The sequence below is a fragment of the Azospirillum sp. OGB3 genome, assembly GCF_014192915.1.
Classification (GTDB): Bacteria; Pseudomonadota; Alphaproteobacteria; order Azospirillales; family Azospirillaceae; genus Azospirillum.
In genome coordinates this window covers 70,544-96,392 of record NZ_JACHYN010000011.1, presented here as the reverse complement: position 1 = coordinate 96,392, position 25,849 = coordinate 70,544, and the positions used below count along the sequence as shown (strand labels likewise).

Below are 25,849 nucleotides of genomic sequence, written 5' to 3'. Positions count from 1 at the left end.
GAGATCACGCATGGCGGTCAACGACGGGCTGTCGCGCCTCGTGGCGCGCGCGCGGCCGCGCCACCGCACCACCACGGAGTTCGTGGAGGCGACGCTGCGCGAGGCGATCCTGACCGGGGTCATCGCGCCGGGGACGCCGCTGCGGCAGGAGGAGCTGGCGGAGACCTTCGGGGTCAGCCGCATGCCGGTGCGCGAGGCGCTGCGCCAATTGGAGGCGCGGGCGCTGGCCGAGTTCCACCCGCACCGCGGGGCGGTCGTCGCGGAAATTTCGGCGGCGGACGGCGCCGACATCGGGGCGATCCGCATGGCGCTGGAACCGATGGCGCTGCGCCTGTCGCTGCCCGGCCTGACGGCGGCGGACCTCGATCAGGCGGAGGAGCTGATCGCGGAGATGGATGGGGAGGCCGATCCGGGACGCATGGGGGAGCTGAACCGGCGCTTCCACATGACGCTTTACGCGCGGGCCGGGCGGCCCCGGCTGCTGGCGCTGACGGAGCAGCATCTGCTGGCCGCCGACCGCTATCTGCGCTTCCAGTTCGCGGCGCTGGGCTACCGGCCGCGATCGCAGGACGAGCACCGAGTGCTGCTGGCGGCCTGCCGGGCGGGGGACGCGGATACCGCCTGCCGGCTCGTCACCGAGCATGTCGGGCAGGCGGCGGAGCAGCTTACGGCGTTTCTGGAGGCGCGCGAGGCGGGGTAAACCCCGCCCTTACTCGACCCCCTCGAACGGGTCGCCCTTCAGGCTGGCGCTGAAGCCCAGATACTTCCAGGTCGTCAGCATGTGGTCCGGCAGCGGCGCCGTCACGTCGATCATCCGGTTGCCGCCGCGCGGGTGCGGCAGGATCAGGCGGCGGGCGTGCAGGTGCAGCTTCTTCTGGACCTCGGCGCCCGGAAGATAGGCCCCCTGCCCGGCGTACTTGCCGTCGCCGAGGATCGGCGTGCCGATGGCGTTCATGTGGACGCGGAGCTGGTGGGTGCGGCCCGTGCGCGGCCACATGGCGACGAAGGCCGCCTGCTTGCCCAGGTTTTCCAGCACCGAATAGTAGGTGACGGCGCGCTTGCCGTCGTCCTCGTCGCCGGCCACCCGCTCGCCCTGCGGCCCGCCTTCCTTGGCCAGCGCGAGGTCGATCTTGCCCTGGTAGGGCTTCGGCACGCCGACCGTGGCGGCCCAGTAGATCTTGCGCACGTCGCGGCCGCGGAACTGCTCGGTCAGCTTGGACGCCGCGAAGGTGTTGCGCGCCAGCAGCAGGACGCCCGAGGTGTCCTTGTCCAGCCGGTGCACCAGCTTGGGCCGCTCCTTCGCGTCGAAGCGCAGGGCGTCCAGCATGGCGTCGAGATGCTTGGTAGTGTTGGTGCCACCCTGAACGGCCAGCCCGGCCGGCTTGTTCAGCGCGATGACGTCGCCGTCCTTGAAGAGAACCAGCGCCTGGAGCGCCGCGACGTCCTTGTCCGACATGGCCGGCTTCTTCGGCGCCGGGGCCGCGGGGGCGCCCTCCGGCTTGGCCCAGTCGGCCAGCGGCGGGATGCGGATGGACTGGCCGGCGGCGAGCCGGGTCGAGGTCTCCGCCCGCTTGCCGTCCACGCGGATCTGGCCGGTGCGCAGCAGCTTCTGCAGATAGCCGTGCCCCACATCGGGGAAATGGCGCTTGAACCAGCGGTCGAGGCGGACGTCGGCCTCGTCGGACGTTACGGTCCGGGTTTCCACGCTGGGGGTTTTGTTCTCACTCATCAAACGGGCACCGAAACAAGAGAACGCACGACCGCGAGGCCGGCAAAGAAACCCGCGATGGTCAGCACCATCGAGGCCAGGATGTAACCCGCCGCCGCCGGCAGGGCGTTCCGCTCCACCAGCAGCCCGACGTCGAGCGTGAAGGAGGAGAAGGTCGTGAATCCCCCCAGCACCCCGACCATCAGCAGCGCCCGCAGCTCCGGCGAGGGCGACCACACCAGCGCGGCCAGCTCCGCCAGCGCGCCCATGGTGAAGCAGCCGACGGCGTTCACGATCAGCGTCCCGTAGGGAAACTGCGTGCCCAGCCAATGGCCGACCGCCGTCATCAGAAGATAGCGCGCCATGGACCCGACGGCACCACCGACGGCGACCGCGGCGAGCGTGGACGGTGATGCGATCACGGAACCTCCGGAGCGGATGGGACGACGGGCATCCCGCGCGGATTAGAGCCAGAATTGCGGCGGCTTGTCACGCGCCGGGCGCAGGAAGCCCCGCATTCCGGTCGCCGACCCCGAAGATCCAGCCCTCCTGCCGCCGCGCCCGCGCGTCCATCGCCGGCGGGCTCCACACCGTCTCCCGCCCGGCCAGCCAGCGCAGCCCCGCCGCGGAAACCAGCGCGTCCGCGTCATGGTCGGTCACCGCGCCGGACAAACCGGCGGGCGGCGCGCCGAGGGCGGCCAGCGCGGCATCCACCGCCGCCCCGTCGCGGATCTTGCGCAGACCGAAGCCGGCGCGGATCAGGAACAGGCGCGGGTAGATCTCGCAGAAGACGGTGCGCCCCGGCAACGGCGGGTCGAAGGGCCAGACGGCCACTTGGTCCGGCGCCGCTTGCTTCAGCGCACGCAGCATGCGCATTCCGGCCAGCCCGCCCTTCCCCACCTGCTTGGCGCCGATCAGCTTGTAGGGGCTCTGCGGGCTGCCATAGCCGTCGGCGCGGCACACCCGCTCGGTCAGCCGGTGCGGGTCGCGGTACCAGTCCGGCTGCGTCCCGGCGCGCCAGAAATCCGCGCCATAGTCGGGATGGGCCGCGAAGCCGCCCCCGGTGAAATCCGGTTCCGCCCCGACCACCGCCTCCACCCGGTCCCACAAATCGAAGGCCGTCGCCGCCTCGGGGTCGGGGAAGTAGCGCCCGGCGACGTCGAAGGGCAGCGAGAAGGCGCAGTCGATGCCGACCAGCGCCGGCCCGCGCGCCAAGCCATCCAGCAGCCAGTCGAACACGGCGGAGCGTGACCAGAGGCGGTCCATCGGCGCAACGATCCGGGGCGGCCCCTCTGCGCCGCATTCCGCCACCGCTACCCCGGCGTAGCGCCTGCCGGCGGCGCCCGACCAGTCGATGGCGATGAAGCGCCCCAGCTCCGGCACCGCGCCGCCCGTCGTCATTCCTGATCGCCCCAATCCAATTTCACGATGCTGAAAACGGAACGTCCGACTGTCAGCGCAGGATCATTGCACTGGAGTATCGCCATGCCCACCCTCAAGATCGCCGGACTGCTCATCGTCGGTTTGCTCTTGTCCACCGCTCCGGCGCGGAGCGCTCCCTGCCTGGAAATCCAAAGCGTCCGGCTTTCCGCCGATCCCGAACGCAACATGGCGGAGGGCGGGCGTCTCGCGCGACACATTCTGGGCGCGGTGCCACTGCCCAAGGCCGGGCAGAGCGTCGGCATGCCGATGTTCGCCGACCGCCGGGCCTGGGATGCGGCATGGCAGGCCTTGACCGGCTATCCGGGACAATTGCTGTGCGACCACGAACTTGGCAGCAGCCAATACGGCAAGACGCTGAGCGTTCAGGTCCCCTCGATGCGGTGCGAAGAAGCCGACGGCGCGGGGCGCTGCGTTCGCGCGCAGCCCTTCACGAGCGAAACCGTGACCTATGTGTTCGAGGTTTCCGGTCCGCCGGAAGCGCCGGCCTGGATTCTGGGAACCGCCTATCCGAAACCGTGAAACCCGCCTACTCGTCCCCGTCCACGGCTTTGCGTTCGCGCAGGCGCGCCCAGTAATCCTGGCGCTTCTTGATCTCGCGCTCGAAGCCGCGCTCCACCGGCTGGTAGAAGGCGCGCCGCGCCATGCCCTCCGGGAAGTAGTTCTGGCCGGAGAAACCGTCCGCCGTGTCGTGGTCGTATTCGTAGCCCTTGCCGTAGCCGATCTGCTTCATCAGCTTCGTCGGGGCGTTCAGGATGTGCTTGGGCGGCATCAGGCTGCCGGTTTCCTTGGCGGCGCGCACCGCGCTCTTGTAGGCGGTGTAGCCGGCGTTCGACTTGGGCGCTGTCCCCAGATAGATGACAAGCTGGGCGATGGCGAGTTCACCCTCCGGGCTGCCCAGCCGCTCGTAGGCCTCCCAGGCGGCGGTGGCCTGCGCCAGCGCGTTGGGGTCGGCCATGCCGATGTCCTCCACCGCGAAGCGCGTTAGCCGGCGGGCGATGTAGCGCGGGTCCTCGCCGCCCTCCAGCATGCGGGCGTACCAGTAGAGCGCCGCGTCGGTGTCGGACCCGCGCAGCGACTTGTGCAGCGCGCTGATGAGGTTGTAATGCCCCTCCTGCGCCTTGTCGTAGAGCGGGGCGCGGCGCTGGATGGCTGTGGCGAGCGCGTTGTTGTCGAGAAGCGCGCCGTCCTCCGGAACCGGCAGGGCGAACAGCTCCTCGCAGAGGTTCAGGCAAAAGCGCCCGTCGCCGTCGGCCATCGCCTTCAGCGCGGATCGGGCGTCCGGCGTCAGCGGCAGCGGACGGCCCATCTCCGCCTCGGCCCGCGACAGCAGCTTTTCCAGCGCCGCGTCGTCGAGCCGGTTCAGCACGAAGACCTGGGCGCGGGACAGAAGCGCCGCGTTCAGCTCGAAGGACGGATTCTCGGTGGTGGCGCCGACCAGCGTGACGGTGCCGTCCTCCACATAGGGCAGGAAGCCGTCCTGCTGGGAGCGGTTGAAGCGGTGGATCTCGTCGATGAACAGCAGCGTGCCCTGCCCGGCCGCGCGCCGTGCCCGGGCGGCGTCGAAGACCTTGCGCAGGTCGGCCACGCCGGAGAAGACCGCCGACAGCGGCTCGAAATGCAGGTCGGTGGACAGGGCCAGCAGCCGCGCGATGGTCGTCTTGCCGCAGCCGGGCGGCCCCCACAGGATCATGGAGGCCAGCCGGCGCGCGGCGACCATGCGGCCCAGCGGCCCGTCGGGCTTCAGCAGATGCTCCTGCCCGACGACCTCGCCGAGGCTGCGCGGGCGCAGCCGGTCGGCCAGCGGGCGCGGGGCGCCCGCCTCGAACAGGCCACCGGTGGCGCCGGAGTCGCCGCGCTTGCTCATCGTTGATCCACCGATCGCACCGGACCGGTCACTGGTTGGTGGGCGCGCCGCAGCGCTGGTAGCACATGCGCAGCGAATGCTGGCAATTGTCGGTCGGCGAGAAGATGCCGCCGCGATCCGGGCGGTCGAGCCCGCTCTGCGTGCGCGCAGCCACCGAGTCCATGCAGGAGTTGTTGCTGCGCTCGCACTGGGCGCGGCAGGAATCGTCGCTGCCGACACCGCCATCCAGGCGCAGCGACGGGTCTTCGACACCGCGAGCCTGCCCCTGGGCCGGGCGCGGCGTGGACGGGGCTCCCGTGGAGGTCGTGGTGGAGGCCGCCGGAGCACCGCCCACGGCGGCGCCGGACGAACGCCCCGGCGCGTCCGCGCAGGCGGCGAGCGCAACCAGGGCGAGGGCCAGCACCGGCCCCAGAATGAGTTTTGGACGGAACATCTCGGCTTTGACTCCCATTGTTCTTGCGTGACCCCGGACGTTGGCGGATGGTCCCCCGCATGGACCATGCCGCGGGCTCGGCGCCCACTATGCCGGGAACGCAAGCGATAAGGGAATGCCTCAAATGAGTCCCAACAATCCCGGCCCGTCTCCGCGCCGCCGGACCTCAACCACCATCTTCGTGGCACTGCTGATCGGCGGCCTGTTGCTGCTTGTCGTGCGCATGCTCGCCATGCCCACCGTCAGTGCCGGCGAGGTCGTCCTGCCCCTGCTGGCCGGCATCGGCATGGCGCTGGCCATCGGCGTGATGGTCATGCGCGACCGCCGCGAGCGCAACGCCCTGCCCCCGTCGGAGCGCAACCGCCAGGACCACGGCATGCCGGATTGATTTGGCCGGCCGGATTGATTTGGCCGGATTGATTCTTGGTGGATGCGGATGACGCGCGGGGCAAGCCCCGCGCCGCTCACACGAACTTGAAGCTGAGCAATCCGCCGATGATGATGACCAGCAGAACGGTCGTCACCAGCATCAGCCGCTTCTCGATGATGTCGCGCACCTGCGGCCCATAGAAGTGCAGCAGGATCGCGATCATGTAGAATCGCGAGAATCGTGCGACGATCGAGCACAGGATGAAAACCGTCAGGTCGAGGTGTGCGAATCCCGCGGTGATCGTCAGCAATTTGTAGGGTATGGGCGTGATGCCCTTGAGGATCAGGAACCAGGGGCCGAACTCGGCGAACATGTCCTGGAAGCGCTGGAACGAGTCCTGCGCGTTGTAGAAGTCGATGATCAGCCGTCCGACACTCTCGAACAGGTAGAACCCGACCGCATAGCCGAACAGCCCGCCGATCAGCGAGGCCAGTGCGCAGATGTTGGTGTAGCGCCAGAGCTTCTTGGGCTCCGCCAGACACATCGGCACCAGCATGATGTCGGGCGGCAGAGGGAAGAAGGAGCTTTCCGCGAAGGAGACGGCGGACATCCACCAGACGGCGTCCTTGCGGGCGGAGAGCTTGAGTATCCGGTTGTAGAGAGGCTTCAGCATACCGCGCGCGCGGCGCCCTCCCGAAGTGACGGAACCCGAAAACCGGAAACCCTCCCTCCGGGGGTGAACCCGAAGGGAGGGCCGGTCGGTCACCTATATCGTCGTCCGAAACCCGGTGGGCAACGGCGGCGACAAGATTTCACGATCGCTCAACCGTGGGCTCAGCCCTCGGCCTCGACCTCTTCCTTGATCTCCACCGGGCCCGAGTCCTGGCCCTTGGCGGCGACGTCGCGGTCGACCAGCTCGATCACGCCCATGGCGGCGGCGTCGCCGTAGCGGAAGCCGGCCTTCAGGACGCGGCTGTAGCCACCCTGGCGGTCCTTGTAGCGGTCGGCCAGGACGGTGAACAGCTTGGTCACCATCGCGTCGTCGCGCAGCTGCGCGAAGGCGAGACGGCGGTTGGCGAGGCCACCCCTCTTGCCGAGCGTGATCAGACGCTCGACGATCGGGCGCAGATCCTTGGCCTTCGGCAGGGTCGTCTTGATCTGCTCGTGCTTGATCAGCGCATTCGCCATGTTCGAGAACATGGCCTTGCGGTGGCTGGTGGTCTTGCTGAACTTACGTCCGGAAACGCCGTGACGCATGACGGTCCTCCTTCATGGCGTGGCCCCCCTCGGGGAGCCGGTGGTGAACCCGACCGCCCAGTTTTCGGCTGGTACGGCGCGGGGCGGGCCGGTTGGTGGCCCTGGGAACATTTGCCCCCTCCCCGGCCCTCCCCCGCCTTCGGCAAGGGAGGGAGCTTGTCCCCTCCCCTGCGGAGCGGGGGAGGGTCAGGGAGGGGGCAATGGAACGTGCGAGACTTAGTACGGCTCTTCCAGACGCTTGGCCAGCTCTTCGATGTTCTCGGGCGGCCAGTTCGGGATTTCCATACCGAGGTGCAGACCCATCTGGGCCAGCACTTCCTTGATCTCGTTCAGCGACTTGCGGCCGAAGTTCGGCGTGCGGAGCATCTCCGCCTCCGTCTTCTGCACCAGATCGCCGATGTAGACGATGTTGTCGTTCTTGAGGCAGTTGGCCGAACGGACCGACAGTTCCAGCTCGTCCACCTTGCGGAGCAGGTTCTTGTTGAACGGAACCTCCTCGTGCTTCTCCTCGGCGACCGCGTGGGTCGGCTCCTCGAAGTTGATGAACAGCTGCAGCTGGTCCTGGAGGATGCGGGCGGCCAGAGCCACCGCGTCGTCCGGCTTCACGGCGCCGTTGGTCTCGACGACCATCGACAGGCGGTCATAGTCGGTGACCTGCCCGACGCGGGCGTTGTCGACCTTGTAGGAGATCTTGCGCACCGGCGAGAACAGCGCGTCGACCGGGATCAGGCCGATCGGGGCGTCCTCCGGACGGTTCTGGCTGGCCGGGACGTAGCCCTTGCCGGTCTCGACCGTCAGTTCCATGTTCAGGCGGGCGCCGGTGTCCAGCGTGCAGATCACCAGATCCGGGTCCATCACCTGGATGTCCGCGCCGGTCTCGATCATGCCGGCCTTCACCTCGCCGGGGCCTTCCGCGCGCAGGCGCATGCGCTTCGGGCCGTCGCCGCCCATGCGCAGACCCATCGACTTGATGTTGAGGACGATGTCGGTCACGTCCTCGCGCACGCCGGGGATCGAGGAGAACTCGTGCAGCACGCCGTCGATGTGGATCGCCGTGACGGCCGCACCCTGCAGCGAGGAGAGCAGCACGCGGCGCAGCGCGTTGCCGAGCGTCAGACCGAAGCCGCGCTCCAGCGGCTCGGCCACGACGGTCGCCACGCGGTCGGCGTCGTCACCGGGCTGGATGTCCAGCTTGTTCGGCTTGATCAGTTCCTGCCAGTTCTTCTGAAGAGCCACGGTATTACCTCATGCCATCGGGGTGGACACACGTCCGCGGGGACCGGCCGTTCCCATCCGATGGCGCCGCGATGGCTGCGGCGCCTGTCCCGGAACGGCGGGTCCCCGCGGGTGCGGAGTAGCGATGCTTCTTAGACGCGACGCTTCTTCGGCGGACGGACGCCGTTGTGCGGAATCGGCGTGACGTCGCGGATCGAGGTGATCTGGAAGCCGATCGACTGCAGAGCGCGCAACGCCGACTCACGGCCCGAACCCGGACCCTTCACCTCGACCTCGAGGGTCTTCATGCCGTGCTCCTGGGCCTTGCGGCCCGCGTCCTCGGCGGCGACCTGAGCGGCGTAGGGGGTCGACTTGCGCGAACCCTTGAAGCCCATCGTGCCCGACGACGACCAGGCGATGGTGTTGCCCTGCGCGTCGGTGATGGTGATCATCGTGTTGTTGAAGGAGGCGTTCACGTGAGCGACGCCGGCGGTGATGTTCTTGCGCTCGCGACGACGAAGACGCTGCGAAGCGGCTGAGGGCTTGGCCATGGTCCGTGCGTCCTCTTACTTCTTCTTGCCGGCGATCGGCTTGGCCGGACCCTTGCGGGTGCGGGCGTTCGTGTGGGTGCGCTGGCCGCGGACCGGCAGGCCCTTGCGGTGACGCAGACCACGGTAGCAGGCCATGTCCATCAGACGCTTGATGTTCATGGCGACCGAACGGCGCAGGTCGCCCTCGACGCGGTAGTCGGCGTCGATGGTCTCGCGGATCTTGAGGATCTCGTCGTCCGTGAGCTGGTTCACACGGCGCTCCGCCGGGATCTCCAGCTTCGTGCAGATTTCCTTAGCCTTGAAGGGGCCGATGCCATGAATGTAGGTCAACGCAATCTCCACGCGCTTCTGCGCGGGGATGTTGACGCCAGCGATACGCGCCACGCCTGCTCTCCTCGATATCTCAACGGCAGCCCTCATGGGCCGCCTACACACCGATTGATCCCCGATCCGGACGCCGGGACCCGAAAGCCGGACGACGAAACACGGATACGGGACGCACAATGTCTCCCGCCGGGCCGGTTGGGCCGCGGGAGGGTGCGACTATAGAAAAAGCCGGAAATCTGTCAAGGCCGTTCTGCGGCGTTACCGTGCTTTTCCCGGTGCCCGACCATTGTGGGGAGGATGGCCGCGGTTGACAAGCCGGACGGCAGAACTTGAGATGAACGGCCCGCCCCGAACGGAACAACCCGAACGGCACATATCAGAAGGCAGTCCCATGACCCGCAAAGGCATCCCCTTCCGGCGCTTCCGCCTGACCAAGATCGTCGCCACGCTGGGGCCGGCCACCGCGACGCCGGAGATGATCCGCGCGCTGTTCGAGGCGGGCGTGGACGTCTTCCGCCTGAACTTCAGCCACGGCACGCACGAGGACCATGGCCAGCGCCTCGCCACGCTGCGCGCGCTGGAGGCGGAACTCGACCACCCCATCGCGGTCATGGCCGACCTGCAGGGGCCGAAGCTGCGGCTCGGCACCTTCGCCGAAGGTCCGGTCACCGTCGAGCCGGGGCACCGCCTCCGCCTCGACCTCTCTACCGAGCCGGGCGACGCGACCCGCGTCGGCCTGCCCCACCCGGAGATCTTCGCGGCTCTGGAACCGGAGGCGGAACTGCTGGTGGACGACGGCAAGGTCCGCCTGCGCGTCGTCGATTGCAGCCCGGACCATGCCGACTGCGTCGTGCTGTCCGGCAGCCGCCTGTCCGACCGCAAGGGCGTCAACGTGCCGGGCGTCGTCCTGCCGCTGACGCCGCTGACCCCGAAGGATCACGAGGATCTGGCCTTCGCGCTCGACCAGGGGGTGGATTGGGTGGCCCTGTCCTTCGTGCAGCGGCCGGAGGATGTGGCCGAGGCGCGCAAGCTGGTCGCCGGGCGCGCCGCCCTGCTGTCGAAGATGGAGAAGCCGCAGGCCATCCAGCATCTGGAGCGCATCGTCGAGTTGTCGGATGGCGTGATGGTCGCCCGCGGCGACCTCGGCGTGGAAATGCCGGCGGAGGACGTGCCGAGCATCCAGAAGCGGATCATCCGCGAATCGCGCAAGGCCGGAAAGCCGGTGATCGTCGCGACACAGATGCTCGAATCGATGATCGGCTCCCCCGCCCCCACCCGCGCCGAGGCGTCGGACGTGGCGACTGCGGTCTATGACGGGGCGGACGCGGTGATGCTCTCGGCCGAGACGGCGGCGGGCACCTACCCCATCGAGGCGGTGTCGATGATGGACCGCATCGCCCGCCGGGTGGAGCAGGACCCGCTCTACCGCACCATCACCGACGCCCAGCATCCCGACCCGCAGCAGACCTCGACCGACGCCGTCACCGCCGCGGCGCGGCAGGTCGCCCACACCATCCAGGCCGCGGCCATCGTCACCTACACCACCAGCGGCTCCACCACCCTGCGCGCCGCCCGCGAGCGGCCGGAGGTGCCGATCATGTGCCTGACCTCCAGCCTGGAGACGGCGCGGCGGCTCCAGCTCGCCTACGGGGTGCACAGCGTGCATTCCGCCGACGTGGCCGACTTCAACGAGATGGTCCAGAAGGCCGCCCGCTGCGCCTACGAGGACGGGCTGGCGGTGGAGGGGCAGCGGCTGGTCATCACCGCCGGCGTGCCCTTCGGCACCCCCGGCAACACCAACATCCTGCGCATCGCCTGGGTGGACGCGCAGTGAAGCATCGAGCGGACCTCAGGCGGTGGCACGCTCCGCCGGCGCGACGCGGGGAAAGCGCAAGGTGAAGGCCGTGCCGCGGCCCGGCGCGCTGTCGAGCGCGATGCGGCCCTTCAGCTTGCGGGTGGCGATGTTGTAGACGATGTTCAGACCCAACCCGCTGCCGCCCGCTCCACGGCTGGTGGTGAAGAAGGGCTCGAACACCTTCCCGTGGAGTGCGGGCGGGATGCCGCGTCCGTCGTCGGCGTAGACCAGCTCGACCTCGTCGGCACCCACCGAGCGCACGGCGACGCGCAGCGTCCCGTGCTGCCCCGGCGCGTAGCCGTGAATGATCGAGTTCATGACAAGGTTGGTCAGCACCTGGCTGAGCGCCCCCGGATAGCCGTCGATCAGCAGATCCGCCGGGCAATCCACCTCCACGCCGTGGGCCGCCCGCTTGATGCGGACGCCCAGGCTGCGCAGCACCTCGTCGATATAGTCGCGCAAGTCGAAGACGCGGCGCTCCTCGCTCGCCTGGTCCACGGCGATCTGCTTGAAGCTCTGGATCAGCTGGGCGGCGCGGTCGATGTTCAGCAGCATCAGCTGCGCCGCCTCCCCCGCCGTGTCGAGGAAGTCGGCGAAGTCGGGCCGGCGCAGCGTTCCCGCCTCGAAATCGCGCCGGATGAGGCGGGTGCGCTCCGCCACCAGCGAGGCGCCGGTTAGGGCGATGCCGATGGGGGTGTTGATTTCGTGCGCCACCCCCGCCACCAGCGAGCCGAGCGCGGCCATCTTCTCGGACTGGATCAGATGGGCCTGCGCCTCCTTCAGGTTGCGGAGCGCGCGCTCGGCCTCCTTCCGCGCCGCGTGGGCGCGCTCCTCCGCATGGACCCGTTCCGACACGTCGGTGTGGGTGAGGACAAAGCCGCCGTCGGGCAGGGGCCGGATCAGGCATTCCAGCACCTGCCCGTCGGACCGTGTGCACTCCCATGACCGCTCGTCCGGAGCGGGCCGGGCAGGAAGCGGCGATCCCAACGCTGCGGACGGACCGCTTCCTGCCCGGCCCGCTCCGGACGAGGTGTCGGGGCACACGCCCCCCGGGCCGAAGGCCACCCCCTCCCCGACCCTCCCGGCGATGGTGCCATAGGGCCTGTGGTAGGTCAGAAACTCCGGTTCCAGCCCGAGAAGCTCACCAGCCCGCCCGTTCCAGGCGACGAGGCGGAGCCCCCGGTCGAAAGCCATCACCCCCTGGCCCAGCCCGTTGAGGACCGCCCGCGTCTGGTCCCACTGGGCTTCGAGCGCCTGTTCGGTGCGCTTGCGGGCGGAGATGTCGCTGATGCAGGCGAGCATGGCGTCCTCGCCCCGGAACCGGAACCGCCGCGCGGAGACCATCGCCCAGAGATCGCTGCCGTCGGGCCGGCACAGCCGCGTCTCGAAGCCGTCCACGCCGCCCGCCCCGTCGCGCAGGGCGGCGAGCAGCCGCTCCCGCTCCGCCGGGTCGGTGTAGTAGGCCTTTGCGAAGCTGCGTCCGACCACATCGTCGAGCGGCACCTTGAACAGCAGCCCGGCGGGCTGGTTGACCGCCATGACCAGACCGTCGGACAGCCGCGTCACCACCAAGGGCACGGCGATGGCCTGCATGATCGCCCGCTCCGCCTCGCCGGCCCGGTCGCCCAGCAGTCCCTCCAGTCCGATGAAGCCCGTCTCATCCGGAGGCCCCGCCGGGGCAACGCTGCCATCGGTGAGGGTCAGCACCAGCTCGCCGCCCTCACCCTCGGCGGGGATCAGCGTCGCATGCGGACCACCGTCGGGCGACACAAGGATCAACGGTTGTCCGGCGCGCAGCCGGCCTGCCGCCCCGGCACCGCCACCCTGCACCGGAAGCGCGGCCAGAAGGGCGTCGAGCCTGTCCCCCGGGCAACCGCCCAGCGACGCCCGGAAGGCGGCGTTGGCCCAGATCAGACGCCCCTCGGCATCGAAGCGGGCAAGGCCGGCAGCGGCCATCCGCGAACACTCCCCTCATTTCCCCAAGACGGCGCCCGCCAGCCAAGATCTGGTCGGACGCCCCGAATCCATCCGCTGCGAATCCAGTCAAAATGAATCTACACCAGATCAACGCGGCCGCACCATGGCGCCTCCCGCATTCCTGTATGCACACCCATGTTCTAGCCTCCGCCACCCCCGAGCCCGGAAGGACCGACCGCCGCATGTCCGAGATTGCCGCCTACGGCGGGCTGTTCCTGACCGCGTTCCTGGCCGCGACCATCTTTCCGGCCCAATCGGAAATCCTGCTGGTCGGCATGCACGCCTCCGGCCATTACGACCATCTGGCGCTCCTGCTGTTCGCCACGGTGGGCAACGTGCTGGGGTCTGTGGTCAATTGGGCGCTCGGGCGCTACCTGATGCATTTCCAGGACCGCCGCTGGTTTCCGGTTCCCGCGTCGATGGTGGTGCGGGCCACCGGCTGGTATCAGCGCTTCGGGGTGTGGTCGCTTCTGCTGGCCTGGATGCCCTTTATCGGCGATCCGCTGACGCTGGTGGCCGGCATCCTGCGGGTGGACCTCCGGCTGTTCCTGCTGCTGGTCACGGCGGGCAAGGCCGCCCGCTACGCGGTGCTGGTCCTGGCCGTGTGAGCGTTCTATCTTCACCTCATGGATGACCCGACCGCCCTTCCTGAGGACGCCCCCGTCTGCGCCTCCCCCCTGCGGCGCCGGCTGTGGCTGGCGCTGGGCTACGCCGCGGTCGGGCTGGGCATCGCCGGGACGGTGCTGCCGCTCCTGCCGACCACCCCGTTCCTGCTGTTGGCAGCCGGGGCCTTTGCCAAGAGCAGCCCGGCGCTCCGCGACCGGCTGTACCGCGACCCGCGCTTCGGCCCGCTGCTGCGCGACTGGCAGTCCGAAGGAGCGATCCCTCGCAAGGCCAAGGCGGCGGCGCTGATCGGCATGAGCGCGAGTTGGGCGATCGTGGCCCTGACCGCCAGTCGGCCGCTGGTCCCCATCCTGGCCGGAACCTGCATGGCGGCGGTCGCCGTCTACATCGTCACCCGCCCCTCTCCCTCCCGGCCGGGACCACAGGACGCGGCGCCCGACGGCGTCGCGGCGGCGGAGGGCGGAAACGTTTCCGCATTGCGAAACGAAGCTTGAGCCAATCGGCCGATGGACGTATTACAGCCGGCGATCCCGGCCGGTCACCAGCGCCGCTGAAAAATCCTTATAATCCATATGGATTTTTCGAATCCGTTCTCGTCTTGATCCCGATCAAGAGGCGATCGGGTCCTGTCCGCTATTGTCCGGTCTTGCGTCCCTATCCGGAGCCAAGGCAGACGATATGCCAGACGGAAGCGCTGTCACGCCGGCGAAAATCCAGTTTTTCGAAAGCCAGAAGAAGATCCACCCGAAGGCCGTCTCCGGACGCTACCGGCGGTGGAAGACCATCCTGACCTGGGTGCTTCTGGCAGTCTTCTTCATCGCCCCGTGGATTCGCTGGGAACGCGGCCCCGACGCGCCGGCCCAGGCGGTGCTGTTCGACCTGACGACGCCCCGCTTCTTCATCTTCTGGATCGAGATCTGGCCGCAGGAGATCTACTACCTGACCGGCGTCCTGATCGTGGCGGCGCTGGGGCTGTTCCTGGCGACGGCGCTGGCCGGGCGCGTGTGGTGCGGCTTCACCTGCCCGCAGACGGTGTGGACCGACCTGTTCGTCTGGATCGAGCGCGCTTTCGAGGGCGACCGGGCGGAGCGCATCCGCCTGGACAAGGCCCAGTGGAGCGCGAAGAAGGTCCTGCGCAAGACCGGCAAGCACGCCGGCTGGCTGGCGCTGTCCGTCATCACCGGCTTCGGCTTCGTCGCCTTCTTCACCGACGCGCCGCGGCTCGCCGTCGATCTGCTGACCTTCAACGCGTCCTACGAGGCGGCGGGCTTCTTCGCGCTGTTCGCGGGCATGACCTACGTCATGGCCGGCTGGACGCGCGAGCAGATGTGCTACTACATGTGCCCGTGGCCGCGCATCCAGACCGCGATGCTGGACGAGCACAGCCTCGTCGTCACCTACGACACGCTGCGCGGCGACACCCGCGGCCCGAAGCGCAAGTCGCAGAGCTGGGACGAGCGCCGTTCCAAGGGCTTCGGGGACTGCATCGACTGCGGCCAGTGCGTGCAGGTCTGCCCGGTCGGCGTCGACATCCGCACCGGCGAGCAGGCGGACTGCATCAATTGCGGCCTGTGCGCCGACGCCTGCGACAACATCATGGTGTCGCAGGAGCTGCCGAAGGGCCTGATCCGCTTCGACAGCCTGGCCGCCCAGGACACCCGCGCCCAGGGCAAGACCTACCAGTGGCGGCTGATCCGCCCGCGCACCATCGTCTACGGGCTGCTGATGCTGGTGATCACCGGCGCCATGGCCTGGAGCTACGCGCTGCGCCCGCGGCTGGACATCGCCGTGCAGCGCGACCGCGCCCCGCTCTTCGTCACGCTGCAGGACGGCACCATCCGCAACGCCTACACCTTCAAGGTCTCCAACAAGACCCGGCAGGACCGTTCCTACACGCTGGCCGCCGCCGGCATCGCCGGCGCCGAGGTGAAGGTGGTGGGCGAGCGCGACGAGGACAGCGGCAGCGCGGTCAGCCACATCTCCGCCTCCCCGGACAGCGTGGCGACCTACCGCGTCTACGTCACGGTTCCGCGCGACTCCGTGCCGGACGCCTCCACTCCGGTCACCTTCCAGCTGACCGACACCAACAACGGCGACCGGGACAGCTACAAGAGCGTGTTCCTGGCGCCGGGCAGCAAGTAAGCCTGCCGGACACTCCATAAGGACCGCCGCCCATGACCTCCGCACAGCCCGCCCGCATCGGCATCGTCACCGTGTCCGACCGGGCCAGCCAGGGCATCTACGAGGACAAGGGCGGCCCGGCCATCCGGGAGGAGCTGACGCGCATCGTCGCCTCCCCCTGGGAAGCGGTGGCCCGCGTCATCCCCGACGACCGCGAGGGCATCGCCGCCACCCTGATCGATCTGGCCGACCGGGAGCGTTGCGACCTGATCGTCACCACCGGCGGCACCGGCCCCGCCCCGCGCGACGTGACGCCGGAGGCGACGGAGCAGGTCTGCGAAAAGATGATGCCTGGCTTCGGCGAACTGATGCGGTCGGTCAGCCTGACCGTGGTCCCGACCGCCATCCTGTCGCGCCAGACCGCCGGAATCCGCGGTTCCAGCCTGATCGTGAACCTTCCGGGCAAGCCTTCCGCCATCCACGACTGCCTGATGGCGGTCTTTCCGGCAATTCCGTATTGCCTCGATCTGATCGGCGCGGCGCGCATCGACACTGACCCATTGGTCTGCAAGGCATTCCGCCCGAAGTCCTGAGCTTTTGCCTATACCCTTTTTGCGCGTGCGGAGAGGAATACCATACGCATGGCCATGTTGCCTTGCGGGAACCCATGCTCACCTTTTTCGTTCGAGGGGAGCGGGGTCCCCGATCAAGGTGAGCCAGCCATGCTGTTCGATTTCGAGCCTTCGGGCATCAACGACACCTATCTGCGCCTGACCCGGCGCGGTGTTTCCTGCATCGTCGCTCCAGCCGGGGCGTGGAACGGGTTGCTTCGGGTCAACTACATCGTCGCCGGGTCGCCGGGCGGTGCCGATCCGCACATGATCTACCGCTGCCTGGACATCGGATGGGACGACGGGCGCTTCTGCTGGAAGGGCCGCGCCGCACCGGTGATGACCACCTCCGCCATGGTGGACATCCTGCAGGAGCGCGGGCTGGTCACCAGCGGCGAGGCCGAGCGGCTGCTGTTCGGCATCAACAGCCCGGCGTCGGGCGGCTCGACGGACGAGGCGCTGATCGCCCGCGCCATGCTCCTGGGCTGCACCTTCTCGCCGATCTACGAGGACGCGCCGCTGAGCAGCGGCCCGCCGCGCGTGGGCGGTTTCGCCCTGCGCACCCTGGCCGATCCCGGCGCTTTCGTGCTGACCGCCCGCGACGGCCTTCCCGTTCTGGACGCGCCCGCCCGCGACGCGCTGAAGCGCCTGATGGCTGAAAACGGCATCACGGTCTGACCGCGGCTTTTCTCCAATGTGACGGATTCTGTTTGCAGGGATTCTGTTTGACCGCGGTCAAAGAAGGGTGACCGCCCCCGGCGCAGTGTGACGGCATGACCGATGCCTCCAACGCGCGGGGAACGCCATGACCAGTTCCGTTGCCGACCAGCCCGATCGCCCTCCGGTGCCCCTGATCTTCGCCTATGGGTTCCGGCCCTTCTTCCTGCTCTCCGGCCTTGCCGCGCCCGTCCTGCTGGCCGCCTGGATCGCCGTGCTGGCGACCGGGTCCTGGCCGGACGGCGCCGTCCCGGCGGCCTCCTGGCATGCACACGAGATGCTGTTCGCCTTCGTGGTCGCCGCGGTGGCCGGTTTCCTGCTGACCGCCGTGCCGAGCTGGACGGGAACCAAGGCGCTGTCCGGCCTGCCGCTCGCCGGCCTGACGGCGCTTTGGCTGGCCGGGCGGGTGGCGCTGCTGCCCTTCATCGGCGTGCCGCTGCCGGTTGCGGCCATCCTCGACCTCGCCTTCCTGCCGGCGCTCGGCGTCGCTCTGGCCGGCCCGCTGGTCGCGGCGGGCAAGATCCGCAACACCGCCTTCCTCATTCTGCTGGGCCTGCTGACCGCCGCCAACCTGCTGTTCCATCTGGATTGGCTGGGTGTGCTGTCCGGCGGCACCGCGCTGGGCGAGACGCTGGCCATCGGCGTCGTGCTGATGATGGTCGCGGTGATCGGCGGGCGCATCGTCCCGGCCTTCACCCGCAACGCCCTGCGGCTGCGCGGGCTGGACGGCACTGTCGTCTCCCGCCCCTGGGTGGAGAAGGTGACGCTCGTCGCGACCCTGCTGATGATCCCCGCCGACCTCGCCCTGCCGGGCACCGCCATCGCCGGCCTGCTGGCGCTCGTCGCGGCGCTCGCCCACGCCCTGCGGCTGACGGGCTGGCAGCCGGCGAAGACGCTCGACCAGCCGATCCTGTGGGTGCTGCATCTCGGCTACGCCTGGGTGCCGGCGGCGCTGGCGCTGAAGGCCGCGCATCTGCTCGGAGTGGGCGTGGACAACTCCGCCTGGGTCCATGCCCTGACGGCGGGAGCCTTCGCCACGATGATTGTGGCGGTGATGACGCGGGCCTCGCTCGGCCACACCGGGCGAATGCTGGTGGTGACCCGCCCGACCGTGGCCGCCTACGTCCTGGTGACCGCCGCCGCCCTGCTGCGGGTGCTGGCCCCCGAACTGCCGGGCGGCCTCTACTGGACCGCCCTGGAAGGGGCCGGTGCGGCCTGGATCGCGGCCTTCGCCTGCTACCTGTACGTCTACGCGCCCATCCTGCTCGCCCCGCGGGCCGACGGCCGGCCCGGCTGAGGTCCATCGGGCTGAAGGAGACCCATCGCGCGTGGGCTGCGTTTCCCGATGAGGCTGGTGGCGAAGCGGCGCTGGAGGTCTTCCGGATCACGGAAGATCTCCGCGCAGCCGGCCTTGCGCAGATCCTGCTCCGCGAAGCCGCCGCACAGCACGCCCACCACGGTCAGGCCCGCCCGCCCCGCCGCCTTGGCATCCCAGGGGCTGTCGCCGACCACCACGGCCTCCGGCGCCGGTAGGCCCAGCCTTTCCAAAGCCGCTTCGAAGATGTCCGGATGCGGCTTCGACCGCTCCGCGTCGTCGGACGAGGTTTCCACGTCCACCAAGTCCGTAATCTCCGCGGCGCGCTTGTACCGTTCCAGCTCGTCCCCCTTGGCGGAGGAGGCGAGCGCGATGCGCAGCCCCTCGGCGTGGAGGTGCTGGAACAGGCCGCGCACCCGGCGGAAACCGCGGACCTTCGGCATGTATTTGCGGGCGAACAGCTCGTGCCGGAAATGGTCCAGCGCGTCCTCGACGCGGGCCAGATCCTGCTCCGGCACGAAGACCGGCATCAGCTGATCGCCGCCCTTGCCGATCTGGGAGCGCACCGCGTCGAACTCCGCGTGGTAGCCGAAATGCCGGATCGCCTCCACCCAGGCGTGGGCGTGCAGATCCACCGAGTCGACCAATGTGCCGTCCACGTCGAAAATGACGGCCTTCAGAACGCCGCTCATCGCCGCCTCCTCACCATGGGTTGCCCGTGTCTTTGGGGGTATTCCTTCTCGAACAGGCGGCACGGCACGGCGTTCCTCGAGACGGTGTGCAGTGCGATAGAATTTGTCACATGGACCCGTCATAGCTGTGATCCGTTCACCCCCTGCACAGATTGGGAAGAACGGACATGCCCAAGACGTTGAAGAGCTACGCCTCGCTGATCGGTCGCGCCCGCCACGCCGTCCGACGCTTCAACCGCCGTCGCGCCCGCCGTGTGCCGATGGAGCATCTCGACCTCGGCCTGTTCCAGAGCGACATCCGGCTGTAGCGCCACCCTTTCGGATGAGGACTCCATCAAGCTGAGGCGCTCCCTTCGCGCCCCGCGGCCCCGCTCCGCCATAGGCCTCCCCCTCCGTCCTAGGCGGGCAAGCTGAATGTTTCCGCCGGAACCGGCGCGCTATCGTCGCGCGGACCATCCAGCGGAGCCTCAGCCCCCATGACCGCCACCTTCGAGTCCGCCAGCTTCGAGACCGCCAGTTTCGAGGATCGGTATTTCTCTGGCGCCGCCCTCTACGGCGACGACTTCGACGCGGCCCGGATCGCCGGCTGGTACGGCGTCGCGACGCGGGACCCGGCGGAGGAATTCGCGCGCACCGCGCCCGACCGGTCCGGCTACCGCTACGAATACCACGCGCTGAACCAACGCCACGCCTTCCGCTTCCTGGCCGGGCGGCGCTTCCGGCAGGCGCTGGCCTTCGGCTGCGCTGCGGGCGACGACGTGGCGCCGATCGCCGGGCAGGTGGAGCGATTCCTGGCCGTGGAACCCATCGAGCGCTTCTGGAAGACCGATATCGCCGGCACCCCCGCCGAGTACCGCCGCCCCACGCTGGGCGGGCGGATCGACTGCGCGGACGGGGCCAACGACCTGACCGTCTGCCTGCACACGCTGCACCACATTCCGAACGCGGGCGCGCTTCTGGCGGAGTTCGCCCGCGTCACCGCTCCCGGCGGTCTGTTCATCCTGCGCGAGCCGATCAGCACCATGGGCGACTGGCGCCGGCCCCGCCGAGGCCTGACCGCCAACGAGCGCGGCTTCCCCGTACAATGGCTGGAGGAGCGCTTCGCCCGGCTGGGCTTCACCGTGCGGCAGCGCCGCTTCTGCTCCTTCCCGCTGACCGAGCGGCTGGGGCCGCTGCTGGGCGTCTCCCTGCCCTACGGCAACCCGCTGCTGGTGCGGCTGGACGAGGCGGCCTGCGCGCTGACGCGGTGGAACATCGCCTACCACCGCGACTCGCTCCGCAAGAAGTTCGCGCCCGGCGCCGTCTATTACGTGCTGGAACGCGACGCTGCTACGACGCCGCCAGCGCGTCGCTGAAGGTCGCCGCGTCGACGTTGCCGCCGCTCAGCACCACGGCGACGGTGCGGCCAGCCGCCGGCAGCTTGCCGGTCAGCACGGCGGCCAGCCCGACCGCCCCGCCCGGTTCGACCACCAGCTTCAGCACGGTGAAGGCATAGGCCATGGCGGCCTTAACCTCGGCGTCGGTGACGGCGAGGCTGCCGGACAGCAGTGTCTTCATCACCGGGAAGGTCAGGGCGCCCGGCGTCGGGGTCAGCAGCGCGTCGCAGATGGAGCGTTGCCCGGCGGCGTTCTCCACCCGCTCCCCCGCGGCCAGCGAGCGCGCCACGTCGTCGAAGCCCGCCGGCTCCGCCGCCCACAGGCGGGTGTCGGGGAAGCTGTGGCGGACCGCCGTGGCGACCCCGGACATCAGCCCGCCGCCGCTGCACGGCGCGATCACGTCGTCGGGAACCGCGCCGATGGCCTGCGCCTGGGCGGCGATCTCCAGCCCGACCGTGCCCTGCCCGGCCATGATGTGCGGGTCGTCGTAGGGCGGCACGGTGGCGGCACCCCGCTCCGCCGCGATGGCCTGGGCGATGCCTTCGCGGCTTTCGGTCCAGCGGTCGTAGAGCACCACCTCGGCGCCGTAGCCGCGGGTGTTGGCGATCTTCAGGGCCGGGGCGTCGCTGGGCATGACGATGACCGCGGGCATGCCGAGCAGCGCCGCCGCCGCCGCGACGCCCTGGGCGTGGTTGCCCGACGACCAGGCGACCACCCCGCCCTTGCGCTCCCCCGGCGTCAGTTGGGACAGGCGGTTGAAGGCGCCGCGGAACTTGAAGGAGCCGCTGCGCTGCAGGACCTCCGGCTTCAGCAGGACGCGCCCGCCGACCCGCTCGTTCAGCAGCGCGCTCTCCAGCAGTGGCGTGTGCACGGCGACGCCGTCCAGCCGCGCCGCGGCCTCCACGATGTCCCGATGGCCGATGGCGAAGGAACTCGAAGCGGGCATGGCTCAGCGGCCTCCGGAGACGTTGAGAAGGGCGCCGGTCACGTAGGACGCGGCGTCGGACAGCAGCCACAGCACGGTCTCGGCGACCTCGTCCGCCGTCCCGGCGCGCCCGGCGGGCGGGATCAGGGCGGGGTTGTCGAGCCGGTTGCCGATGCCGGGGATGATCTGGATGTCGGTGTCGATCAGGCCGGGCCGCACGCAATTCACGCGGATGCCCTCCTTCGCCACCTCGCGGGCGAGGCCGACGGTCAGGCTGTCCACCGCGCCCTTGCTGGCCGCGTAGCCCACATACTCGTTGGGCGAGCCCAGCACGGCGGCGATGGAGCCGACGTTGACGATGGCGCCACCTTTCCCGCCATGACGGGTGGACATGCGGCGCACCGCCTCCCGCGCGCAGAGGACGGCCCCGGTCACGTTGATGTCCAGCATGCGGCGCAGCTCGTCCGGCGCGGCCTCGTCGAGCCGCCCATAGGGGCCGATGATGCCGGCGTTGTTGACCAGCCCGGCGGTGGGGCCGAAACGGTCCTCCGCCGCGTCGAACAGGGCGCGGATGTCCTCTTCGCGCGCGGCGTCGCCTTTCACCGCCTGGGCCTGCCCGCCGGCCTCGCGGATCGCCGCCAGGGTGGCCTCTGCCGCCGCTTCGTTGCCGATGTAGGAGAAGGTGACGGCGTGGCCGCGCCGCGCGGCCATGCGGGCGACCGCCGCCCCGATGCCCCGGCTGCCTCCGGTGACGACCAGCGATGTCAGCGTGGTGGACATGGTTCCTCAGCCCTCCTGCGGGTTGCCGGCCAGCCGGTCGAAAATTTGGGCGAGCGCGCCGTCGCCCTCGCGCCCCAGCCCGACCGCGGCGGCCATGGTGAAGAGTTGCAAAGCGGAGGCGGCGAGCGGCGTCGGCACGGTCAGCCGCCGCGCGGCGTCCATCACGTTGCCCAGGTCCGTCCCGACGATCCCCAGCGGCCGCTGCGACGGGATGTGGAAGGGACCGGCGGCGAGGATCTCGGCCAGCCGCTGCGGATCGACCCCGGCGCGGACGCCGAAGGCCGTGGCCTCAGCCACCGCGGCGGCGTGGATTCCGGTCAGCATCTGCTCCACGGCCTTCACGGCGGAGCCCTGCCCGTGCCCCGTGCCGACGCGGTGCAGCGTGCCCGACGCGGCGGCAACGAGGTCAGCCGCCCGCGCGAAGGCGTCCTCGGGACCGGACGCCATCACCACCATGCGGCCCTCCGCCGCCCGCACCGGGCCGCCGCCGACCGGCGCGTCGAGCATCAGCAGGTCCCGCTCGGCGAGGCGGCACCCGACGGCGGCGGCCATGTCCGGCGGGACGCTGGTGGACAGGACGACCACGCCGCCCTTCGGCAGCGTGCCGGCCACGCCCTCGGTGCCGAACAGCACCTCCTCCGCCTGCTCCGCCGTGGCGACCAGGACCATGACGCGGTCCACCCGGCGCCCGACGTCGGCGGGCGATCCAGCGGCCTCCCCGCCGTGGGTGACGAGGCTCATGCATTTGGCGGCGTCGAGGTCGCAGCCGACGACCCGGAAGCCGGCGCGCAGCAGCGACAGCGCCACCCCCATGCCCATGGAGCCGAGTCCGACGACGCCCGCGCTGCGGGCCGGTTCCAACGCGTCGCTCATGATCCCCCCTTGCGGGTTTGCCCGCCTCCTCATGGCCCTTGGCCAAGGCCGTTGCGTCGGAGTGTCGGGGGCGCAGCGGGGAGCGTCAAGTGCGGATGGGTCAGGCCCTGATCCGCTTCGGCACGCGCAGCAGCACCCACAGCACCAACAGGTGCGCTCCCATCCAGGCCAGCGCCGCCGCAGGCATCAGCAGGTCCGGCGCCGTGCTGGCCGCGGCGACGCGCAGCGCGGCGGCCAGCCCGACCAGAGCGATGGCAGCGGTGGCGGGCCGGGAGAAGTCCGGCGGCATCGCCTCCCGCTGCAGGGTCGCGCGCACCATCATCGAGGCTGCCAGCGTGCCGAGCGCGCCCGCGCCGATCACGTGCCAGCCCGCCCCGCCGGTCAGCGGGGCCACCCGCTCGACGCCCAGGAACAGCCAGCCGAGCCCGAGCCAACCGTACCCCAGATGCAGGCTCCACAGGTCCGGACGCCCCAGCACGGCGCCGGTCCGCCAGCGCGCCAGGCGCGCCCAGGCGGTCAGCCCGGCAAGCGCCGCGCCCGCCGCCCCGATCCAGGCCAGCGGACCGCTCGCCACCCCGGCGGCCACGGTCAGGGCGGCCAGCACCGCCCCGGCGACGCCCGCCCATTCCAGGCGCGGCTGCACCCGCTCCACCAGCGTCCCGCCCTGCTTGCGCAACTCGCCCGCCGTGGCGGAGGGGATGATGCGCCCGCCCATCACCAGCATCAGGATGCCGACGAGATGCAGCGCGAACAGCGCGCCCGTCCGCCCGCCGTCGCCGCCCCACCAGACCAGCGCCTCGGCCAGCGCGAAGGCGCCGATCACCGGGCCGAACAGCCTGTTGTGGCCGCTCTTGGCGGCGCGCAGAAAGGGAACGCCGGCGACCACGAACAGCGTCACCGGATAGGCCAGCGCCAGCGGCGCCGCGATCTCCGGCGGCAGTCCGACCAGCACCGCCAGCCGCCCGGCCAGCCACGCGGCGAAGGCGATGCTCAGCGCCACGCCGGACGGCCGCGTCAGCAGGAAGCCGCCGACCACCGCAAGGGCGTAGCCCATCAGCATCTCGTGCGCGTGCAGCGCCGGCGTCCAGCCGATGCCGAGCCAGCCGAAGTAGCCGGCCACCCACAGCGGGACGCTGAGCGCCCCGTAGAGGGCGGCGGCAGGGAAGAACAGGCGGTGCCCCCAGGGACGCTGCGGGGGCGGCGGGACGAAGGCGCTCATGCCGCGGCGACAGCGGCAGAGGCGGCGTCGGAAACCGCGGCGGCGGGGCGCAGATGCTCCTCGCCCCAGGCCTTCAGCGCCAGGATGATCGGCTCCAGGCTGCGCCCGCGCGGCGACAGGCTGTATTCGACGCGCGGCGGCACCTCCGCGTAGACGGTGCGGACCAGCAGCCCGTCCGCCTCCAGCTCGCGGAGCTGGGTGGTCAGCATGCGCTGGGTGACGTTCGGCACGCGGCGGCGGATTTCGTTGAAGCGCAGCGTGCCGTCCAGCAGATGGTAGAGGATCAGCCCCTTCCACTTCCCGCCGATGAGGGCGAGGACGCCCTCCACCGGGCAGCCCGGCGAGCAGTCCAGGTTGGCGTGCGGGACGCGGGCCATGACGGTATCCTTTTCGACACTATGTGCGTTTCATGTGCATTCTTGCGCCCTGGTGCTGCAAGGCGCAAGTCTGTCGGCAGAGCACAACACGCCGCAACAAGCAGGCAACACCAAGCACCCAACAACAAGCACAAGGACTTCAGGCCATGCGCGCCGTCGCCTTCACCCGATCCCTGCCCATCGACGCCCCCAACGCCCTGATCGACGTGGAGCGTCCCCGTCCCGAGCCCCGGGGCCGCGACCTGCTGGTCGAGATCAAGGCCGTCTCGGTCAACCCCGTGGACACCAAGGTCCGCCGCAACATGCCCCCCGCGCCGGGCGCCATGAAGGTGCTGGGCTGGGACGCCGCCGGTGTCGTGGTGGCCGCCGGGCCGCAGGCCACGCTGTTCAAGCCGGGCGACGCCGTCTTCTACGCCGGGGCCATCGACCGCGACGGCACCAACGCCGAGTTTCATCTGGTGGACGAGCGCATCGTCGGGCCGAAGCCGGCCAGCCTCGACTTCGCCCAGGCCGCGGCGCTGCCGCTGACCAGCATCACCGCGTGGGAAGCCATGTTCGACCGGCTGGACGTGCGGCGCCCGGTGCCGGGGGCGGCGAACGCCATCCTGATCGTCGGCGGGGCCGGCGGCGTCGGCTCCATCGCCATCCAGCTCGCCCGGCAGTTGACCGACCTGACGGTCATCGCCACCGCCTCCCGCGAGGAGACGCAGGCCTGGTGCCGCGATCTGGGCGCCCACCATGTCGTCGACCACCGCAAGCCGCTGGCCGCGCAAGTGGAGGCTCTGGGCATCGGCGCCCCGGCCTTCGTCTTCTCGACCAACGACACCGGCGCCCATCTGCCGGAGATCGCCGCCCTGATCGCCCCGCAGGGCCGCGTCGCGCTGATCGACGATCCGGCGGGGCTGGACGTCATGGTGCTGAAGCGCAAGAGCGTGTCGCTGCACTGGGAGTTCATGTTCACCCGGCCGGTGTTCGGCACCGCCGACATCGCCGCCCAGCACGCGCTGCTCAGCGAGGTGTCGCGCCTCGTCGACGCCGGCACCGTCCGCACGACGCTAGCCGAGACGTTCGGCACCATCAACGCCGCCAACCTGACGCGCGCCCACGCCCTGCTCGAAAGCGGGCGGGCCAAGGGCAAGATCGTGCTGGCCGGCTTCTGATCCGCGCCTTGCCTTTTGGGTGGGGGACGGTCAGTCTCCCCCCTCAAGGGAGCGGAGGA

At 70.1% G+C, this 25,849-nt stretch carries 30 protein-coding genes; 13 read left to right on the top strand and 17 right to left on the bottom strand.

Annotated elements, in window-relative coordinates; translation table 11 throughout:
* The first annotated feature begins 10 nt into the window (after positions 1–10).
* Positions 11–700 carry a GntR family transcriptional regulator gene (locus FHW79_RS20815; protein ID WP_183180707.1) on the top strand — a complete coding sequence of 230 codons (690 nt, stop codon included), beginning with the start codon at positions 11–13 and terminating at the stop codon, positions 698–700.
* 9 nt (positions 701–709) lie between these two features.
* On the opposite strand, the gene FHW79_RS20810 is transcribed toward FHW79_RS20815, so the two are convergent.
* The 3 genes from FHW79_RS20810 to FHW79_RS20800 form a co-directional block, all read right to left on the bottom strand.
* On the bottom strand, positions 710–1,729 hold the full coding sequence (locus FHW79_RS20810) for an RluA family pseudouridine synthase (protein WP_183180706.1): 1,020 nt from the start codon (positions 1,727–1,729) through the stop codon (positions 710–712).
* Complete coding sequence (crcB, locus tag FHW79_RS20805) at positions 1,729–2,130, bottom strand: fluoride efflux transporter CrcB (protein ID WP_014240063.1); 402 nt, start codon at positions 2,128–2,130, stop codon at positions 1,729–1,731. The genes FHW79_RS20810 and crcB overlap by 1 nt, the downstream gene beginning before the upstream one ends.
* Positions 2,131–2,197: 67 nt before the next feature.
* Complete coding sequence (locus FHW79_RS20800; RefSeq protein WP_183180705.1) at positions 2,198–3,109, bottom strand: hypothetical protein; 912 nt, start codon at positions 3,107–3,109, stop codon at positions 2,198–2,200.
* Between the two features lie 84 nt (positions 3,110–3,193).
* Between FHW79_RS20800 and FHW79_RS20795 the strand changes: the two genes are divergently transcribed.
* The gene (locus tag FHW79_RS20795; RefSeq protein WP_183180704.1) at positions 3,194–3,670 is read left to right on the top strand and encodes a hypothetical protein; all 477 of its coding nucleotides are present in this window, start codon (positions 3,194–3,196) and stop codon (positions 3,668–3,670) included.
* Positions 3,671–3,677: 7 nt separating this feature from the next.
* Here the strand turns inward: FHW79_RS20795 and FHW79_RS20790 are convergent, their stop codons facing one another.
* Positions 3,678–5,015 carry a replication-associated recombination protein A gene (locus FHW79_RS20790; protein ID WP_183180703.1) on the bottom strand — a complete coding sequence of 446 codons (1,338 nt, stop codon included), beginning with the start codon at positions 5,013–5,015 and terminating at the stop codon, positions 3,678–3,680.
* A gap of 28 nt (positions 5,016–5,043) precedes the next feature.
* Complete coding sequence (locus FHW79_RS20785) at positions 5,044–5,448, bottom strand: hypothetical protein (protein ID WP_183180702.1); 405 nt, start codon at positions 5,446–5,448, stop codon at positions 5,044–5,046.
* 124 nt (positions 5,449–5,572) lie between these two features.
* On the opposite strand from FHW79_RS20785, the gene FHW79_RS20780 reads away from it, so the two are divergent.
* Positions 5,573–5,836, top strand: a complete 264-nt coding sequence (locus tag FHW79_RS20780; protein WP_183180701.1) for a hypothetical protein — start codon at positions 5,573–5,575, stop codon at positions 5,834–5,836.
* A 76-nt stretch (positions 5,837–5,912) separates the two neighbouring features.
* Here the strand turns inward: FHW79_RS20780 and FHW79_RS20775 are convergent, their stop codons facing one another.
* From FHW79_RS20775 to rpsM, 5 genes are all read right to left on the bottom strand, one after another.
* On the bottom strand, positions 5,913–6,491 hold the full coding sequence (locus tag FHW79_RS20775) for a YqaA family protein (protein WP_183180700.1): 579 nt from the start codon (positions 6,489–6,491) through the stop codon (positions 5,913–5,915).
* Positions 6,492–6,652: 161 nt separating this feature from the next.
* Entirely contained in the window at positions 6,653–7,075 is a 423-nt protein-coding gene (gene rplQ, locus FHW79_RS20770) for a 50S ribosomal protein L17 (RefSeq protein ID WP_183180699.1), read from the bottom strand.
* Positions 7,076–7,291: 216 nt separating this feature from the next.
* The gene (locus tag FHW79_RS20765; protein WP_183180698.1) at positions 7,292–8,311 is read right to left on the bottom strand and encodes a DNA-directed RNA polymerase subunit alpha; all 1,020 of its coding nucleotides are present in this window, start codon (positions 8,309–8,311) and stop codon (positions 7,292–7,294) included.
* 131 nt (positions 8,312–8,442) lie between these two features.
* Positions 8,443–8,841, bottom strand: a complete 399-nt coding sequence (gene rpsK, locus FHW79_RS20760) for a 30S ribosomal protein S11 (RefSeq protein ID WP_012974490.1) — start codon at positions 8,839–8,841, stop codon at positions 8,443–8,445.
* Between the two features lie 15 nt (positions 8,842–8,856).
* Positions 8,857–9,225 carry a 30S ribosomal protein S13 gene (rpsM, locus tag FHW79_RS20755; RefSeq protein WP_014240054.1) on the bottom strand — a complete coding sequence of 123 codons (369 nt, stop codon included), beginning with the start codon at positions 9,223–9,225 and terminating at the stop codon, positions 8,857–8,859.
* A 334-nt stretch (positions 9,226–9,559) separates the two neighbouring features.
* Here rpsM and pyk point away from each other — a divergent pair, with 334 nt between their 5' ends.
* Complete coding sequence (pyk, locus tag FHW79_RS20750; RefSeq protein ID WP_183180697.1) at positions 9,560–11,002, top strand: pyruvate kinase; 1,443 nt, start codon at positions 9,560–9,562, stop codon at positions 11,000–11,002.
* A gap of 15 nt (positions 11,003–11,017) precedes the next feature.
* On the opposite strand, the gene FHW79_RS20745 is transcribed toward pyk, so the two are convergent.
* The gene (locus FHW79_RS20745) at positions 11,018–12,979 is read right to left on the bottom strand and encodes an ATP-binding protein (protein ID WP_247884524.1); all 1,962 of its coding nucleotides are present in this window, start codon (positions 12,977–12,979) and stop codon (positions 11,018–11,020) included.
* A gap of 203 nt (positions 12,980–13,182) precedes the next feature.
* Between FHW79_RS20745 and FHW79_RS20740 the strand changes: the two genes are divergently transcribed.
* The 6 genes from FHW79_RS20740 (at position 13,183) to FHW79_RS20715 (ending at position 18,370) form a co-directional block, all read left to right on the top strand.
* A complete protein-coding gene (locus FHW79_RS20740) occupies positions 13,183–13,608 on the top strand; it encodes a YqaA family protein (RefSeq protein WP_183180696.1) in 426 nt (141 codons plus the stop codon).
* Between the two features lie 18 nt (positions 13,609–13,626).
* Positions 13,627–14,118: a YbaN family protein gene (locus FHW79_RS20735; RefSeq protein ID WP_183180695.1), complete on the top strand. Its 492-nt coding sequence runs from the start codon at positions 13,627–13,629 to the stop codon at positions 14,116–14,118.
* A gap of 184 nt (positions 14,119–14,302) precedes the next feature.
* Positions 14,303–15,766: a cytochrome c oxidase accessory protein CcoG gene (gene ccoG, locus FHW79_RS20730; RefSeq protein ID WP_183180694.1), complete on the top strand. Its 1,464-nt coding sequence runs from the start codon at positions 14,303–14,305 to the stop codon at positions 15,764–15,766.
* 32 nt (positions 15,767–15,798) lie between these two features.
* On the top strand, positions 15,799–16,338 hold the full coding sequence (gene mog / locus FHW79_RS20725; RefSeq protein ID WP_183180693.1) for a molybdopterin adenylyltransferase: 540 nt from the start codon (positions 15,799–15,801) through the stop codon (positions 16,336–16,338).
* Between the two features lie 129 nt (positions 16,339–16,467).
* Entirely contained in the window at positions 16,468–17,034 is a 567-nt protein-coding gene (locus tag FHW79_RS20720; RefSeq protein WP_183180692.1) for a hypothetical protein, read from the top strand.
* Positions 17,035–17,161: 127 nt separating this feature from the next.
* Positions 17,162–18,370 carry an NnrS family protein gene (locus tag FHW79_RS20715; RefSeq protein ID WP_183180691.1) on the top strand — a complete coding sequence of 403 codons (1,209 nt, stop codon included), beginning with the start codon at positions 17,162–17,164 and terminating at the stop codon, positions 18,368–18,370.
* On the opposite strand, the gene FHW79_RS20710 is transcribed toward FHW79_RS20715, so the two are convergent.
* A complete protein-coding gene (locus FHW79_RS20710; protein WP_183180690.1) occupies positions 18,322–19,080 on the bottom strand; it encodes an HAD family hydrolase in 759 nt (252 codons plus the stop codon). The two genes, FHW79_RS20715 and FHW79_RS20710, sit on opposite strands and share 49 nt — an antisense overlap.
* A gap of 167 nt (positions 19,081–19,247) precedes the next feature.
* Between FHW79_RS20710 and FHW79_RS20705 the strand changes: the two genes are divergently transcribed.
* Both FHW79_RS20705 and FHW79_RS20700 read left to right on the top strand, forming a co-directional pair.
* Positions 19,248–19,388: a hypothetical protein gene (locus FHW79_RS20705; RefSeq protein WP_170295928.1), complete on the top strand. Its 141-nt coding sequence runs from the start codon at positions 19,248–19,250 to the stop codon at positions 19,386–19,388.
* 168 nt (positions 19,389–19,556) lie between these two features.
* The gene (locus FHW79_RS20700; protein ID WP_183180689.1) at positions 19,557–20,435 is read left to right on the top strand and encodes a methyltransferase domain-containing protein; all 879 of its coding nucleotides are present in this window, start codon (positions 19,557–19,559) and stop codon (positions 20,433–20,435) included.
* On the opposite strand, the gene FHW79_RS20695 is transcribed toward FHW79_RS20700, so the two are convergent.
* From FHW79_RS20695 to FHW79_RS20675, 5 genes are all read right to left on the bottom strand, one after another.
* A complete protein-coding gene (locus FHW79_RS20695) occupies positions 20,410–21,402 on the bottom strand; it encodes a threonine/serine dehydratase (RefSeq protein ID WP_183180688.1) in 993 nt (330 codons plus the stop codon). The genes FHW79_RS20700 and FHW79_RS20695 overlap by 26 nt on opposite strands.
* A gap of 3 nt (positions 21,403–21,405) precedes the next feature.
* Positions 21,406–22,161: an SDR family oxidoreductase gene (locus tag FHW79_RS20690; protein WP_183180687.1), complete on the bottom strand. Its 756-nt coding sequence runs from the start codon at positions 22,159–22,161 to the stop codon at positions 21,406–21,408.
* A gap of 6 nt (positions 22,162–22,167) precedes the next feature.
* Positions 22,168–23,034, bottom strand: a complete 867-nt coding sequence (locus tag FHW79_RS20685; protein WP_183180686.1) for an NAD(P)-dependent oxidoreductase — start codon at positions 23,032–23,034, stop codon at positions 22,168–22,170.
* Positions 23,035–23,134: 100 nt separating this feature from the next.
* Positions 23,135–24,253 (bottom strand): NnrS family protein, encoded by a 1,119-nt coding sequence (locus tag FHW79_RS20680; protein ID WP_183180685.1) that lies wholly within the window; start codon positions 24,251–24,253, stop codon positions 23,135–23,137.
* Positions 24,250–24,630 carry a helix-turn-helix domain-containing protein gene (locus FHW79_RS20675; protein ID WP_183180684.1) on the bottom strand — a complete coding sequence of 127 codons (381 nt, stop codon included), beginning with the start codon at positions 24,628–24,630 and terminating at the stop codon, positions 24,250–24,252. Before FHW79_RS20675 ends, FHW79_RS20680 begins: the two co-directional genes overlap by 4 nt.
* Before the next feature lie 146 nt (positions 24,631–24,776).
* On the opposite strand from FHW79_RS20675, the gene FHW79_RS20670 reads away from it, so the two are divergent.
* Complete coding sequence (locus FHW79_RS20670) at positions 24,777–25,790, top strand: zinc-binding alcohol dehydrogenase family protein (protein WP_183180683.1); 1,014 nt, start codon at positions 24,777–24,779, stop codon at positions 25,788–25,790.
* Positions 25,791–25,849 lie beyond the last annotated feature (59 nt).